This is a genomic window from Luteibacter sp. UNCMF366Tsu5.1, assembly GCF_900119235.1.
Lineage (GTDB): Bacteria > Pseudomonadota > Gammaproteobacteria > Xanthomonadales > Rhodanobacteraceae > Luteibacter > Luteibacter flocculans.
Map to the genome: position 1 here is coordinate 130,614 of NZ_FPIS01000001.1, position 13,997 is coordinate 144,610.

General features: G+C 65.2%; 13 protein-coding genes. 10 read left to right on the forward strand and 3 right to left on the reverse strand.

Annotation, left to right across the window (positions count from 1 at the left end):
• Nucleotides 1–4: 4 nt before the first annotated feature.
• Complete coding sequence (locus BT115_RS00520; RefSeq protein WP_072320619.1) at nt 5–265, reverse strand: acyl-CoA-binding protein; 261 nt, start codon at nt 263–265, stop codon at nt 5–7.
• Nucleotides 266–389: 124 nt separating this feature from the next.
• On the opposite strand from BT115_RS00520, the gene cmk reads away from it, so the two are divergent.
• The 8 genes from cmk to galU all read left to right on the forward strand — a co-directional run bounded on the left by cmk (nt 390) and on the right by galU (nt 8,645).
• Complete coding sequence (gene cmk, locus BT115_RS00525; RefSeq protein WP_083527211.1) at nt 390–1,070, forward strand: (d)CMP kinase; 681 nt, start codon at nt 390–392, stop codon at nt 1,068–1,070.
• Nucleotides 1,071–1,236: 166 nt separating this feature from the next.
• Entirely contained in the window at nt 1,237–2,910 is a 1,674-nt protein-coding gene (gene rpsA, locus BT115_RS00530) for a 30S ribosomal protein S1 (protein ID WP_072320620.1), read from the forward strand.
• A gap of 82 nt (nt 2,911–2,992) precedes the next feature.
• Nucleotides 2,993–3,295, forward strand: a complete 303-nt coding sequence (locus BT115_RS00535) for an integration host factor subunit beta (RefSeq protein WP_072320621.1) — start codon at nt 2,993–2,995, stop codon at nt 3,293–3,295.
• A 129-nt stretch (nt 3,296–3,424) separates the two neighbouring features.
• Nucleotides 3,425–3,685, forward strand: coding sequence for a LapA family protein (locus BT115_RS00540; RefSeq protein ID WP_072320622.1), 261 nt, complete (start codon nt 3,425–3,427; stop codon nt 3,683–3,685).
• Nucleotides 3,682–4,854 (forward strand): lipopolysaccharide assembly protein LapB, encoded by a 1,173-nt coding sequence (lapB, locus tag BT115_RS00545; protein WP_072320623.1) that lies wholly within the window; start codon nt 3,682–3,684, stop codon nt 4,852–4,854. Before BT115_RS00540 ends, lapB begins: the two co-directional genes overlap by 4 nt.
• Entirely contained in the window at nt 4,851–5,888 is a 1,038-nt protein-coding gene (locus tag BT115_RS00550) for an MraY family glycosyltransferase (protein WP_083527212.1), read from the forward strand. The genes lapB and BT115_RS00550 overlap by 4 nt, the downstream gene beginning before the upstream one ends.
• Nucleotides 5,875–7,773 carry a polysaccharide biosynthesis protein gene (locus BT115_RS00555; RefSeq protein ID WP_072320625.1) on the forward strand — a complete coding sequence of 633 codons (1,899 nt, stop codon included), beginning with the start codon at nt 5,875–5,877 and terminating at the stop codon, nt 7,771–7,773. Before BT115_RS00550 ends, BT115_RS00555 begins: the two co-directional genes overlap by 14 nt.
• Nucleotides 7,770–8,645, forward strand: a complete 876-nt coding sequence (galU, locus tag BT115_RS00560) for a UTP--glucose-1-phosphate uridylyltransferase GalU (RefSeq protein WP_072320626.1) — start codon at nt 7,770–7,772, stop codon at nt 8,643–8,645. The genes BT115_RS00555 and galU overlap by 4 nt, the downstream gene beginning before the upstream one ends.
• 40 nt (nt 8,646–8,685) lie before the next feature.
• On the opposite strand, the gene BT115_RS00565 is transcribed toward galU, so the two are convergent.
• Together BT115_RS00565 and BT115_RS00570 are read right to left on the reverse strand one after the other, a co-directional pair.
• Nucleotides 8,686–10,239 carry an amidase gene (locus BT115_RS00565; RefSeq protein ID WP_072320627.1) on the reverse strand — a complete coding sequence of 518 codons (1,554 nt, stop codon included), beginning with the start codon at nt 10,237–10,239 and terminating at the stop codon, nt 8,686–8,688.
• 78 nt (nt 10,240–10,317) lie between these two features.
• Nucleotides 10,318–11,898, reverse strand: coding sequence for an amidase (locus BT115_RS00570; protein WP_072320628.1), 1,581 nt, complete (start codon nt 11,896–11,898; stop codon nt 10,318–10,320).
• 127 nt (nt 11,899–12,025) lie between these two features.
• Between BT115_RS00570 and BT115_RS00575 the strand changes: the two genes are divergently transcribed.
• Both BT115_RS00575 and BT115_RS00580 read left to right on the forward strand, forming a co-directional pair.
• On the forward strand, nt 12,026–12,730 hold the full coding sequence (locus BT115_RS00575; protein WP_072320629.1) for a c-type cytochrome: 705 nt from the start codon (nt 12,026–12,028) through the stop codon (nt 12,728–12,730).
• Nucleotide 12,731: 1 nt separating this feature from the next.
• Nucleotides 12,732–13,949 carry a cytochrome c gene (locus tag BT115_RS00580; protein WP_072320630.1) on the forward strand — a complete coding sequence of 406 codons (1,218 nt, stop codon included), beginning with the start codon at nt 12,732–12,734 and terminating at the stop codon, nt 13,947–13,949.
• Nucleotides 13,950–13,997: the final 48 nt, after the last annotated feature.

The window sequence follows — 13,997 nt, forward strand, 5'->3', positions numbered from 1 at the left end:
ACAATCAGCCGCTCAGCGATCTCACCAGCGCGATGTAGTCGCGCATCGCCGCTTCACGCGGGGTGCCCTTGAGCGTGGCCCAGGCCTCGTACTTGGCGGTGCCGACGAAATCGAAGAAGCCGGGCTTGTCGCCGTGGATGTCGCCTTCGGACCCCTGCTTGTAGAGCGCATAGATGCGCAGCAGCGTGTCGTTATCGGGCCGGTGCCCGAGGCGACCGAGGTCCAGGTAAGCCTGCTCGAACTGGCTCCGAAGGTCGTCGGACATGGAGGGCGGGAACCCTGGGCGCGGTAGGTTGACGGGCTTGTAGCACGGCCCTTCTGGGCTGTCCATGGCCGGATTCCGACCGGCGACGCGATATCATGCCGGTTTCGCGAATGAGGTTTATGCCATGGGCCATCCGGCAGCCGTCCCCGTCCTGACCATCGACGGCCCTTCCGGCTCCGGCAAGGGAACGATCAGCCGCCTCGTGGCCGAGCGGCTCGGCTGGCGCCTGCTCGACTCGGGGGCGCTCTATCGCGCGGTGGGCTATGCGGCGGGCGAGGAGGGCATCGATCTCTCGGACGCCGAGGCGGTCACCCGTTGCGCCCAGACCGTGAAGATCCGCTTCCAGGCCAGCCCGGATGGTGGCGAGACACGGGTGCTGGTCAACGGCCACGACGCCACCGACGAACTGCGCACCGAAACGGCCGGCGCTGCGGCCTCCGCCATCGCTGTGATCCCCTCCGTGCGGCAGGCCCTGGTGGACCTCCAGCACGGTTTCCGCAAGGCGCCGGGCCTGGTTGCGGACGGGCGGGACATGGGCACGGTGATTTTCCCCGACGCCGCCCACAAGTTCTTCCTTACCGCCAGCGCCGCCGAACGCGCGAAAAGACGCTATAAGCAGTTGAAGGATAAGGGCCTGAGCGTTACACTTGCGACTCTTCAAAGAGAGATCGAGGCGCGCGACGAGCGGGATGCGTCGCGGCCGGTCGCCCCATTGAAGCCAGCCGAAGGCGCCGTGGTGATCGATACCACCGGCATGCCGATCGACGAAGTAGTGGCGAAAGTATTCGCCGTGGTGCGCCCGTAGGGCGCATCCGGCATTGGCGTCCGCGCGGTTGCGCGGGCTCTTGCAACGGTGCAGGGCAGGCCTATCCGGGCATGTTCGCGCACCCCTGACCGGTGGGTCCCCCGTTTGCCTGCGATCACGAAGGTACGCAGCGCCGGGTACGACCTTTCATAACCCTGGAATCAACATGACTGAAAGTTTTGCCGAACTGTTTGAACAGAGCCAGCAGGCCATCTCCAAGCTGAAGCCCGGCTCCATCGTCACCGGTATCGTTGTGGAAATCCGCAACGACGTGGTGGTGATCAACGCCGGCCTGAAGAGCGAAGGCATCGTCCCCATCGAGCAGTTCAAGGACGAGTCCGGCGCGCTGGAAGTGGAAGTGGGCGACGAGGTCAAGGTCGCGCTCGACGCGCTCGAAGACGGCTTCGGCGAGACCAAGCTCTCCCGTGAGAAGGCCAAGCGTTCGATGGTGTGGGACGACCTCGAGCAGGCGTTCGACAAGGAAGAGACCATCACCGGCAAGATCTCCGGCAAGGTCAAGGGCGGCTTCACGGTCGACATCAAGGACGTCCGCGCATTCCTGCCGGGCTCCCTGGTCGACGTGCGTCCGGTCCGTGACCCGGTCTACCTCGAGGGCAAGGACCTCGAGTTCAAGATCATCAAGCTCGACCGCAAGCGCAACAATGTCGTCGTCAGCCGCCGCGCGGTCGTCGAGACGGAGTTCTCGGAAGAGCGCGAGAAGCTGCTCGAGCGCCTGACCGAAGGCGCAGTGGTCAAGGGTGTGGTGAAGAACCTCACCGACTACGGCGCGTTCGTGGACCTCGGCGGCATCGACGGCCTGCTGCACATCACCGACATGGCGTGGAAGCGCGTGCGTCACCCGTCCGAAGTCGTCAACGTCGGCGACGAGCTGGACGTCCGCGTGCTGAAGTACGACCGCGAGCGCAACCGCGTGTCGCTCGGCCTCAAGCAGCTCGGCGACGACCCGTGGGTCGCCATCGCCCGCCGCTACCCGGTCGGCAGCCGCCTGTTCGGCAAGGTCTCCAACGTGACCGATTACGGTTGCTTCGTTGAGATCGAGCCGGGCGTGGAAGGCCTGGTGCACGTGTCCGAAATGGACTGGACCAACAAGAACGTCAATCCGGCCAAGGTCGTGCAGGTCGGCGACGAGACGGAAGTCATGGTCCTGGACGTGGACGAAGAGCGTCGCCGCATCTCGCTGGGTATCAAGCAGACCCGCTCGAACCCGTGGGAAGCCTTCGCCGCCATGCACAAGAAGGGCGACAAGGTCTCCGGTCAGATCAAGTCTATCACCGACTTCGGCATCTTCATCGGCCTGGAAGGCGGTATCGATGGTCTCGTCCACCTGTCCGACATCTCGTGGCAGGCCTCGGGTGAAGACCTCGTCCGCAACTTCAAGAAGGGCGACGAAGTCGAGGCCGTGGTTCTGGCTGTCGATCCGGAACGCGAGCGCATCTCCCTCGGCATCAAGCAGATGGAGCAGGATCCGTTCGGTCAGTTCATGGCCACGAATCCGCGCGGCACGGTCCTGACCGGCACGGTCAAGGAAGTCGACGCCAAGGGTGCGGTCGTGGATCTCGGCGAAGGCGTCGAGGGCTACATCCGTGCGAACGACATCGCCAAGGAGCGCGTGGACGACGCCACGCAGTACCTGAAGGTCGGCGATGCGGTCGAGGCGAAGTTCACCGGCATGGATCGCAAGGGCCGTCAGCTGCAGCTGTCGATCCGCGCGAAGGACGAGGAAGATCTGGCCGATACGATGGCCGACTACCAGTCCGCTGCAGGTGGCACGACCAAGCTCGGCGCGCTGCTCAAAGAGCAGATGAACAAGGCCGACTGACCGTCGGGCGAGGGGCGGTCATCCGCCCCTCGCCATTGTTTGGACAGACCTTTGCGTCAGCTTGAGAATTACCAGGGGACCCATGACAAAGTCGGAACTGATCGAGGCGCTGGCTCGGCGCCAGACCCATCTTGCCTTCAGCGACGTGGAACTTGCGGTCAAGAGCGTGCTGGAGCAGATGAGTCATGCGCTCTCCACGGGTGAACGCATCGAGATACGCGGCTTCGGCAGCTTTGCGCTTCATTTCCGTCCGCCGCGCATGGGACGCAACCCCAAGACCGGCGAGGCGGTCGCCTTGCCCGGCAAGCACGTACCACACTTCAAACCCGGTAAGGAATTACGCGAACGCGTAAATCTTATCGAGGAGACCAACGCCGCGCAGTGACGCGGCGTTTTTTTTTGCACAACCAACACCCGCTTTGCCGGCACCCATGGTCAGGGACGTGCCGCCGAAGCTGTATGAAAAGCCAACCGCAACGCACCATCGCGTTCATGATTCGGGTACATTCGCCAGATGCGTCTGCTTGCCATCATCTTCCTGCTGCTGTTCGTCGCCGCCGGCATCGTCTTCGGCGCGTTGAATGCCGATCTGGTGCCGTTCGATTTCGGCTTCGCCCGAGTGTCGCTGCCGAAGGGCGGCGCCATGCTCGCGGCCGTGCTGGTGGGTTGGATCCTCGGTGGGATCACCGCCTGGCTGGGCACGTCCCTGGCGCTTCGGCGGCGGCATCGGCGTGCGCGCGACGAGCGCAAGGTAGCCAACGCGACCACCGCATGAACCCGATCTGGTTGTTGGCGCTCGTTCCCCCGCTGGCCTTCGCCTGTGGCTGGTGGCTCGCCCGGCGCAGCCACGTGCGCGGGTCCGGCCAACGCGTCAACGAGCTTTCGTCGGACTATTTCCGCGGCTTGAACTATCTCCTCAACGAGGAGCAGGACAAGGCGCTGGAAGTCTTCCTGCGCCTCGCCGAATACAACCGCGACACTGTGGAAACGCACCTGGCCCTCGGTAACCTGTTCCGCAAGCGAGGCGAGGTGGATCGCGCCATCCGTCTGCACCAGCACCTGGTGTCGCGGCAGGGCCTTTCGGATGAAATGAAGACCGTGGCGCTCCTCGAACTCGGCGAGGACTACATGCGCGCCGGTCTGCTCGATCGCGCCGAAACGTTGTTTTCCGATCTGGTCGCGATGGACGCGCTTGCGCCGTCCGCGCTGCGCCATCTCATCGCGATCTACCAGCACGAGCGCGAGTGGCACAAGGCGATCGACCATGCGCGCCGGCTCGAAACGATGACCGGCGAGGACGAGTCGGCCATGATCGCGCAGTTCTACTGCGAGCTGGCCGAACAGTCACGTCAGCATGGGGCGCGTACCGAGGCTCGCGATTATGTGCGCGAGGCCTTTGCCTGCCAGCAGGATTGCGTGCGAGCGCACATGATTGCCGGCCGGTTGTCCGCGGAAGACGAAGAACTGGACCAGGCCATCGCCTCGTACGAGGCGGCCATCGCGGCTGACATCGCATTCGTACCGGAGATTCTCCCCCCATTGCTCAACTGCTACGCCCGTTCGCAGCAGATGGACCGCGCCGAAACGTTCCTGCGCGAGATCATGGGGCGTTATCACGGTATCTCCCCCGTACTGGCGCTTACCCGGCTCTATGAGGGACGCGACGGCGAACGCATGGCCATCGACTTCCTCACCGGCCAATTGCGCAAGCGCCCCTCGGTACGCGGGCTGATGGCATTGATCGATGCCACCATGGACAAGGTCTCCGGCGAAGCGCGGGAGAACTACCTGATCCTGCGCGACCTGACCCGCAAGCTGCTCGAAGGGCAGGCGATGTATCGCTGCAGCCGCTGTGGTTTCGGCGCGAAAGCGCATCACTGGCAGTGCCCGAGCTGCAAGAGCTGGGGCACCGTGCGCCCCATTCATGGTGTGGCCAACGAATGATGCCTCCCGTCGCGAGCGCCGGATTCCTGCTGACGGGCTGCGCCCTGGTTGCCCTCGTCGTTTCGTTTGCCAGTGTGCGGATCGCGATTTCCTACGCGCACCGTCGCGGCATGCTGGATGCACCCGGGCACCGCCGCTCGCATACCCTGCCGACGCCCCGCGGTGGCGGCATCGGCATTGTGCTCGGTGCCCTGGTCGGCATGCCTGCGGCGCTGCTGCTCCTGCCGGTCTCACCGGGCGCCGCGACGACGGCCGCGTTCACGGTCGCGACGATCGCTGTGGCCGCGATCGGCTGGCTCGACGATCACGGCTCACTGCCGATCCGGCCGCGGCTGCTGATCCAGCTCGCCGCCACGCTGTTGTTCTGCGTGGCGGTGGCCTCGCAGACCGCGAGCCTGCTCTGGGCGGTACCGCTTCTTCTTGCGGGCGTGTGGTGCATCAACCTGCACAATTTCATGGACGGTATCGACGGGCTGGCCTCGCAGCAGGCCATGTTCTTCGGTGCGGCGTCCGCGGCGCTGGCCTGGGCCGCCGGTACCCCAGCGATCGCAGGGGCTGCACTGGCAATGGCCACGGCCTCGCTGGGTTTTTGGTGGTTCAACCGGTCTCCTGCACGCATCTTCATGGGCGACGTCGGCAGCGGGACGCTGGGTTTCATGGTCTTCGCGCTGACGGCGACGCTCTGGGCCTTCCAGACCGACCTGCTGTGGCCTGCGCTGATCTTCTCGTCGGCGTTCGTCATCGACGCAACGTTGACGTTGCTCGTGCGAATGCTGCGCGGTGCGCGCTGGTACACTCCGCACCGCGAGCATCTCTATCAGTGGCTCGTGAGGCGGGGCGCATCGCATCGGAAGGTAGCCGCAGGCTACTTCGCGTGGAATGTCCTCGTCTGCGTTCCCCTCGCATGGATTGCGTTCCGCTCGCCAGCGGCGGCGCCCTTCTGCATGGGGGCGGTGTACCTGTTGGGAGCAGCGGTTTGGCGTACTGGCAAGCGACTCGGCTTGCGTCGAAGGGAGCGACATGTTTCTGCGTAAGTTCATCGGCATCATCCACCCTCGCACGGCCGTGGTCGCACACGACCTCGCCATGGCTGCGTTCGCCTGGTGGATCGCCAAGTCGCTGCGCTATGCGCTGATGCCGGATCTCGCCCCGGTCACCTATCTGCCGATGGAATTTCCCATCGTGCTGCTGGTGCAGGGAGCCGTGTTCAATTGGACCGGTCTCTACAAAGGCGTGTGGCGCTTTGCGAGCCTGCCGGACCTGTGGAACATCATCCGCGCGACGGTCATCGGCGCGCTGATCATCGGCCTTGCGATGGTCATGTATGCGCGCCTCGACGGCGTGCCGCGTTCGGTGCTGCTGGTGTATCCCGTCGTGCTGGTCGTGCTGCTCGGCCTGCCGCGACTCAGCTACCGGTTCTGGAAGGACAGCCGCATCGACCTGTTCCAGTCGATGCCGACCAAGCGTGTGCTGATCGTAGGGGCGGATCGCGCTGGCGAAGCGCTCTCGCGCGATCTGCGCCGCGACAGCCGCTACAGCGTCATCGGTTTCGTGGACGACAACCTCGCCTTGCGTGGCGCGCAGATCGGTGGCATCCCCGTGCTGGGCACGGTGGACCAGCTTGCCGAGCTGTCCAAGGCGGTGGCGGTACAGATGCTGCTCATCGCCGTACCGGGCGCGACCACGGCGCAGATGCGCCGCATCGTCGCCTTCTGCGAGAGCACCGGACTGCCGTTCCGTACGGTGCCGCGCCTCGAGGACGTCGTGGCCGGCCGCGCGCAGTTCAACGAGATCAAGGAAGTCGCCATCGAGGATCTTCTCGGCCGCGATGCCGTCGAGCTCGATTGGACGGCCATCCGCGAGAACATCAGTGGTCGTCGCGTGCTGGTGACCGGTGGCGGTGGCTCGATCGGTTCGGAACTGTGTCGTCAGGTCGCCCGCCTGGGCGCCAGTTCCCTTACGGTGGTAGAACTCTCCGAATACAACCTCTACCGGATCGGGCAGGAACTGACCTCGGCCTATCCCGAACTCATCTTCAACGGCGTGCTGACCGACGCGCGCGATGCCACCGCGGTCAACCGGCTGTTCGAGGAAACCCAGCCGCAGATCGTCTTCCACGCTGCGGCCTACAAGCACGTGCCGATGCTGCAAGGGCAATTGCGCGAGGCCTTCCGCAACAACGTCATCGGCACCCGCGTGGTGGCCGATGCGGCGGTACGCTGCGGCGTGGAATCGTTCGTGCTCATCTCCACCGACAAGGCAGTGAATCCCACGTCGGTGATGGGCGCCTGCAAGCGCATGGCGGAGATCTGGTGTCAGAACCTCGCGGCGCACACGTCTACACGTTTCATTACGGTGCGTTTCGGTAACGTGCTCGACTCCGCCGGATCGGTGGTCCCGCTGTTTCGCCGGCAGATCCGCCAGGGCGGTCCGGTGACGATCACTCACCCGGAGATCTCGCGCTATTTCATGACCATTCCCGAGGCCTGTCAGCTCATTCTGCAGGCCGCGAGTCTCGGTAAGGGCGGCGAGATCTTCGCGCTCGACATGGGCGATCCGGTGAAGATCCGCGATCTCGCCGAGCAGATGATCCGCCTGGCGGGCAAGCGCCCGGGCTCGGACATCCAGATCGTCTACACGGGACTTCGTTCCGGCGAGAAGCTGTTCGAGGAACTGTTCCATCCGCTGGAGAACTACACGAGCACGACGCACGCGAAGATCTTCCAGGCCCAGCACCGCCAGGTGTCGTGGGAACTGCTGCAGACCCAGTTGGCGCGCGCCGAAGAAGCCGTGGCCGCGTTCGATGAAGAAACCCTGCGCCGGTGCGTGTCGCAGCTGCTGCCTTCCTTCCGTTGGAGCGAGCCGCAGACGGACAACGTGCTGCCGCTACGCCGAAACGAAAGTGGAGACATTGCATGACCCAACCCCTGCGCAAGGTCGTATTTCCCGTTGCCGGCCTCGGTACGCGCTTCCTTCCCGCGACCAAGGTGGTAGCCAAGGAAATGCTTCCCGTGCTCGACCGTCCGCTGATCCAGTACGCGGTGGATGAGGCTGTCGACGCGGGCGCCGATACGCTGGTGTTCGTCACCAACCGTTACAAGCACGCGATCGCCGACTATTTCGACAAAGCCTACGAGCTTGAAGAAAAGCTGGCGGAGAAGAACAAGGAAGAGCTGCTGTCGATTCTGCGGGGCATCCTGCCGCGTCATGTCCGCTGTGTGTTCGTGACCCAGCCGGAGGCTCTCGGCCTCGGTGACGCCGTGCTGCGCGCCGCGCCGGTCGTGGGCAATGAGCGTTTCGGCGTGATGCTTCCCGATGACCTGATCTGGAACAAGGGTAAAGGCGCATTGCGCCAGATGGCGGAAGTGGCCGACGCCAACGATGCCGGCGTGATCGCCGTTGAGGAAGTGCCGCAGAGCGACACGGACAAGTACGGCATCGTCGACGCCACCGAGGCCGTCAGCGATCGCGCCACGGTTATCCGCCACATGGTGGAAAAGCCGAAGCCCGCGGACGCGCCGTCGAATCTTGCCGTGGTCGGCCGCTACGTGCTGCCCTGCGAGATCTTCGAGTACCTGAGGAACACCCGCGAGGGCGCAGGTGGCGAGATCCAGCTAACCGACGCGATCGAGAACCTGCTCAAGGACAACGGCAAGGTGCTGGCCTACCGCTTCGAAGGCACGCGCTTCGATTGCGGCAACAAGGCGGGTCTTGTCCGCGCCACCATGGCGATGGCGCTGGAAGATCCGAAGCTCGCGCCGATCGTTCGCGAGTTCGCGGCCAAGGCATAAACGGAGAAGGAGCGCGCCTCGGCGCGCTCCTTCTCATGCATCACGACTCAGGCGGCGGCGTTGCGATGAAGGTAGGCCTGCGGAACGCGTTGGCCCCTTGCTCGATCGCATGGCCGATCGTCAGCAGCTTAGCCTCGCTCCATTTAGTGCCGTAGAGCATGACCCCTTTGGGCAAGTTTCCTTCGAAATGGGTCGGTACCGTCAGGATGGGATAGCCTGCAAGCGCTGCCACGGCGTTCAGCGAGAAAGGTCCGATCAGCGCGTCGAGCTTATGAGTCGCCAGTGTGGCATCGATGCCTTCCGGGCCAGCCACGCGTCGGGCTCGCAGCCTTCGTTCGACGTAATCCGGATCGTCGATGCCCGGCGCCAGAAGGGCCTCCTCAAACAACTCCTGACCGAAGTGGATCAGTTCACGGTCGGCTTCAGCTTCGTTGAAAGCGATCACCTGCTCCAGGGTGCGCAAGGGCTGCTCCGTCCGTCGCGCGAGGTACGACGCGATGTCGTGCTTGAATTCGGTCAGCACAAGGCTCAATTGGTCGTCTACCGCCACGTCCGTCGCCGGTAACTCCACGTTATCGACGACGATCGCTCCCTTGCTTTCCAGAATTTCCACGGCACGATCCATGGCCGAGCCCCATCGGTTATCGTCGAAAGCGTGACGACGCACCACGCCGATGCGCATGCCTCGGACGGCGTCGGCGGCAAGCGCAAGGGTGTAGTCGGAGACATGCCGGTCGGCCTCGACGGTGAGAGGGTCGGTCGGATCACTCCCGGCGATCGCTTTGAGCACGGCGGCAGCATCCGCCACGCTCCGCGTCATCGGACCGGCGCTGTCCTGCATGTGCGACAGAGGGATGATGCCCGTGCGACTCACCAGCCCAATGGTGGGCTTCATGCCCACCAGGCCCATTGCCATGGCGGGTCCAATGATCGACCCCTGTGTTTCCGTGCCCAGCGCAGCCGTCGCCAGGCCTGCGGCGACTGCAGCGCCGGAACCTGAGCTGGAGCCAAGCGGCGTTGCATACAGCGCGAAGGGATTGAGCGTGGTGCCGCCGCGCGCCGACCACCCATGAATCGACATCATGCTGCGGAAGTTGGCCCACTCCGTGAGATTCGCCTTGCCGAGGATGATGGCGCCGGCTTCGCGCAGCTTGGCCGTGACCGTGGCGTCCTGCCGGGCTGGCAACGGGAAGAGCAGAGAGCCCGCGCTGGTGCGCATGCGGTCGCCTGTTTCGATGTTGTCCTTCAGCAGGATCGGGATGCCAGTCAATGATGTTGTGGCACCGTTGCAATACGCCTGCGTCGCGGCATGGGCCGCGATGGCCGCATCCGGATTGGTCTCGATCACGGAGCGCAGTGTGGGCCCTGCACGGTCGATCGCATTGATGCGATCGAGGAACGACAGCGTCATGTCGAGCGGTGTCAGTTCACCACGGGCATACGCCTGGCGCAGCCCCGCAATGGACAGATAGGCATCGTCGACCGTGGCCGTTCGGCGAGCCGGAATGTCTTGGGCATGCGCGGGCGCCGCGGCGAGCGCGAGTGTCAACGCGGTGGCGAGGCATGGCGCAAGACGGGAGGGGAGGGGTGTCATGGGTTTTCCTGTGTAAAGCGCAGGGGATTCCGCTGCGCTACACACAGTGCCGACGCCCGCCCGGGACGGGCATAGGCGCTACCGGATCGGTAGCGTGGGCAGGTAGGTCGGCCGGCGGAACGCCTTGACCTTCTGCTCCACGCCATAGGCGATGGCAATGAGCGTGGGTTCGCTCCACTTGGTGCCGAAGAACACCACGCCCACGGGCAGCTCGTGCGCGAATTCGACGGGCAGGGTGATGGACGGATAGCCGGCTATCGCAGCGGGTGCCGACACGCCGCCGACCGTGGGATCGCCGCTCACCACGTGGTCGCCAAGGACCAGATCGTTGACGAACGCCGGTCCCCAGCTCGGGGCGAGCAGGGCATCCAGCTTGTCTTTCGCCAATGCCGCGTCGATGCCTTCCGGGCCGGCCAGCTGCTTGTTGCGATCGCGCATGCCGATGTACTTGGGGTCGTCGAGCCCGGCCTTGGCCTGCGCCGCAAGGAACAGCTCCTGGCCGAACCATGGCATTTCCTTCGCCGCCTCCCGCTCGTTGAATGCGATGAGATCGGCGAGCGTGCGCATCGGCTGATCGGGACGCGTGGCGAGATAGGCGGCGATGTCGTGCTTGAACTCGTAGAGCAACACGTCGATCTCGTGCTCGCTCAGTTCCTTCAGGTGAGGGATCTCCACGTTGTCGACCACCGTGGCGCCCTGCGCCTTCAACAACGCGATGGTGTGTTCGAGCGCGCGGTCGGCGTTCGGTTCGATGCCGGCGAGCTGGCGCACGACACCGATGCGCTTGCCGCGAAGCGCGTTCGGATCGAGAAAGCGCGTGTAATCGGTGGCGTGCTTGTCCGCGTCGACCGTGGCGGGGTCGCGCGCGTCGGAACCGGCGATGGCACTCAGCACGGCTGCGGCGTCCGCCACGCTGCGTGCCATGGGGCCAGCGGTGTCCTGGCTGTGCGAAATGGGGATGATGCCCGACCGGCTGACCAGGCCCACGGTGGGCTTGATGCCCACCAGGCCGGTCATCGACGCCGGGCAGATGATCGAGCCGTCCGTTTCGCTGCCGATCGCCGCCGTGGCAAGACCCGCGGCGACCGCAGCGCCTGAGCCGGCGCTCGAACCACAGGCATTGCGATCCAGCACGTACGGATTGACGGTAAGGCCACCGCGCCCCGTCCAGCCGCTGGTGGCGTGGTTGGAGCGCATGTTCGCCCACTCGCTGAGGTTGGTCTTGCCAAGGATCACCGCGCCCGCTTTGCGCAGGCGGGCGGCGACTTCCGAATCGCGTGGTGCTGGCTTGATCGTGAGGGCCAGCGAACCGGCGCTGGTCATCATGCGGTCGCCCGTGTCGATGTTGTCCTTGAGCAAAATGGGAATGCCGCCGAGCGCGCCCTTGGGATGCTTGCGAGCGATGGCCAGGGCATCCGGATTGGTTTCCAGCACCGCGTTGATCGTCGGGCCAGCCTTGTCGATTCGCGCAATCCGATCCAGGAAGAGCTGAGTCAGCCCTTCGGGAGTCAAGGCGCCGGACGCATAGGCCTGACGCACACTGACGATGGAGGCGAAGGCATCGTCCTCGGTGGCCTTGCGGGCATGCGCGGCGGCGCCTTGGGTCGACCATGCCACGATGGCGGCGAGTGCGAGCATGCGGGTGGTGCGACGTGACATCGGGTTCCCCTGGGCGCGGACGAAGAGTCGCAGCTATCTTAACCTCGCCGATCGCGGCATATACTGGCCGGACGCCATGCGCGGCCGGCCCGGCGCGCTCGCCATCGTTACGCCAAGGGAGTAACTCATGCGACGTCTCCTCCGCCGGCTCGCTGCCGCGGCCGCCGTGCTCTGCGCCGGTTCCCTCTGGGCAGCGGAAGCGCCGCCGGTTCCGGATACGCTGGTTCAGCGCATTGCCGCCTGCACGAGCTGCCATGGCGAACATGGCGAGGGTGGTAGCAACGGCTTCAATCCGCGCCTTGCGGGAAAGCCGGCGGGTTACCTTCATCGACAGATGCAGGATTTCCAGCGGGGGCTGCGTCACTACGAGATCATGGAATACACGGTGGCGCCGCTGACCGATGCGTACATGCGCGAGATCGCAGAGTACTTCGCCGCGCAGGACGTGCCCTATACGCGTCATCCCATCCCGGCCACGACACCGGCCGCCATGGCGCGTGGCGAACAGCTCGTGACGCAAGGCGATGCCGCACGAGGCGTTCCCGCCTGCATGGCATGCCATGGTCCGAACCTGACCGGCGTGCAGCCCGATATCCCCGGTCTGGTGGGCCTGCCATACGACTACATCAGTGCCCAGTTGGGATCGTGGCGGACCGATACGCGCAGCACCGTCGCGCCCGATTGCATGGCGACCGTCGTCAGCCGCCTGAGCGACGCCGACATCAGCGCCGTGTCCGCGTGGCTCGCGCAGCGTCCGGTGCCTGCCGACGCACACGCCGAGCCGCCCGGCAGCGTGAAACCGCCGCTGCGCTGCGGCGTGCTGGGAGGCTGACATGACGCGCGCATTCCGTTGGATGATCTGGCTTGCCCTCAGCGCTGCTGCCACGCTCGCACACGCCGATGACGTGGAGCGCGGCAAATACCTCGCCACGGCGGGCGACTGCGCCGCCTGTCACACCGCGCGGCGTGGCGAGCCGTATGCCGGTGGCCGCATCGTGCCGACCCCTTTCGGGGCCATACCTGCACCCAACCTCACGCCCGACCCGGAAACGGGCATCGGGGCATGGAGCGCCGATGACTTCTATCGCGCCATGCACTCGGGTGAAGGGCACGACGGTCGATCGCTGTATCCGGCGTTTCCGTTCACCTCGTACACCAAGGTCACACGCGCGGATACGGATGCGATCTTCGCCTACCTCAAGAGCCTGCCGGCCGTGCGCCACGCTGCGACACCGGACACCCTGCGCTGGCCTTATCGCATGCGCTCGCTGATGACGGCGTGGCGCGCGCTGTATTTCGACGAAGGCGAATACACCCCCGATCCCGCACGCTCCGCAGCGTGGAACCGCGGCGCCTATCTCGTGCAGGGCCTGGGCCATTGCAACGAATGCCATGCACGGCGGAACAGTTTCGGCGCGATGGTCACCGATCCTTTCCTGGCCGGCGGCATCGTGCCGGTGCAGAACTGGTACGCGCCCGATCTATCGATGGGCACGCACGGAGGCCTCGCCGGGTGGACCGAAGCGGACGTTGTAGCTCTGCTGAAGACCGGCCGTTCGTCGAAGGGTGTGGCGGTGGGACCGATGGCGGAGGTGGTGCTGCGAAGCACGCAGCATCTGGACGACGCCGACCTCGCCGCCATGGCTACGTATCTCAAGTCGTTGCCGGATCGCGATCCGCCTCCCCAGCGCGAATCGGCGGCCAACGCGCGCGAACTTGCGATGAATGGCCAGAAGGTCTACGCGGATCGTTGCGCGGGTTGCCATGCGGCGGACGGCCGAGGCAAGGGCGATGCCTATCCCGCGCTGGATGGCAACGGTTCGGTCACCGAGCCCACGGGCATCAATGCGATCCGCACGGTGCTTTCCGGTGGTTTTTCGCCCGCCACCGCAGGCAACCCACGCCCGTACTCGATGCCGCCGTTCTCGCAGACGCTCAGCGACGACGATGCTGCGGCGGTGGTGACGTACATCCGTCAGGCATGGTCGAACAAGGCGCCCTCGGTGTCGCCCAACGACGTGCGTGCCTACCGTTCCACGCCGGGCGGCTGAGCCTGGAGACGTTCGCTGTAGCCCACTACCACGCCTCATAGTGCAAAC

Bases quoted from the DNA above. Each gene is read 5' to 3' on its own strand.
- BT115_RS00520 (WP_072320619.1), bottom strand. From the start codon at position 265: ATGTCCGACGACCTTCGGAGCCAGTTCGAGCAGGCTTACCTGGACCTC.
- cmk (WP_083527211.1), top strand. From the start codon at position 390: ATGGGCCATCCGGCAGCCGTCCCCGTCCTGACCATCGACGGCCCTTCC.
- rpsA (WP_072320620.1), top strand. From the start codon at position 1,237: ATGACTGAAAGTTTTGCCGAACTGTTTGAACAGAGCCAGCAGGCCATC.
- BT115_RS00535 (WP_072320621.1), top strand. From the start codon at position 2,993: ATGACAAAGTCGGAACTGATCGAGGCGCTGGCTCGGCGCCAGACCCAT.
- BT115_RS00540 (WP_072320622.1), top strand. From the start codon at position 3,425: ATGCGTCTGCTTGCCATCATCTTCCTGCTGCTGTTCGTCGCCGCCGGC.
- lapB (WP_072320623.1), top strand. From the start codon at position 3,682: ATGAACCCGATCTGGTTGTTGGCGCTCGTTCCCCCGCTGGCCTTCGCC.
- BT115_RS00550 (WP_083527212.1), top strand. From the start codon at position 4,851: ATGATGCCTCCCGTCGCGAGCGCCGGATTCCTGCTGACGGGCTGCGCC.
- BT115_RS00555 (WP_072320625.1), top strand. From the start codon at position 5,875: ATGTTTCTGCGTAAGTTCATCGGCATCATCCACCCTCGCACGGCCGTG.
- galU (WP_072320626.1), top strand. From the start codon at position 7,770: ATGACCCAACCCCTGCGCAAGGTCGTATTTCCCGTTGCCGGCCTCGGT.
- BT115_RS00565 (WP_072320627.1), bottom strand. From the start codon at position 10,239: ATGACACCCCTCCCCTCCCGTCTTGCGCCATGCCTCGCCACCGCGTTG.
- BT115_RS00570 (WP_072320628.1), bottom strand. From the start codon at position 11,898: ATGTCACGTCGCACCACCCGCATGCTCGCACTCGCCGCCATCGTGGCA.
- BT115_RS00575 (WP_072320629.1), top strand. From the start codon at position 12,026: ATGCGACGTCTCCTCCGCCGGCTCGCTGCCGCGGCCGCCGTGCTCTGC.
- BT115_RS00580 (WP_072320630.1), top strand. From the start codon at position 12,732: ATGACGCGCGCATTCCGTTGGATGATCTGGCTTGCCCTCAGCGCTGCT.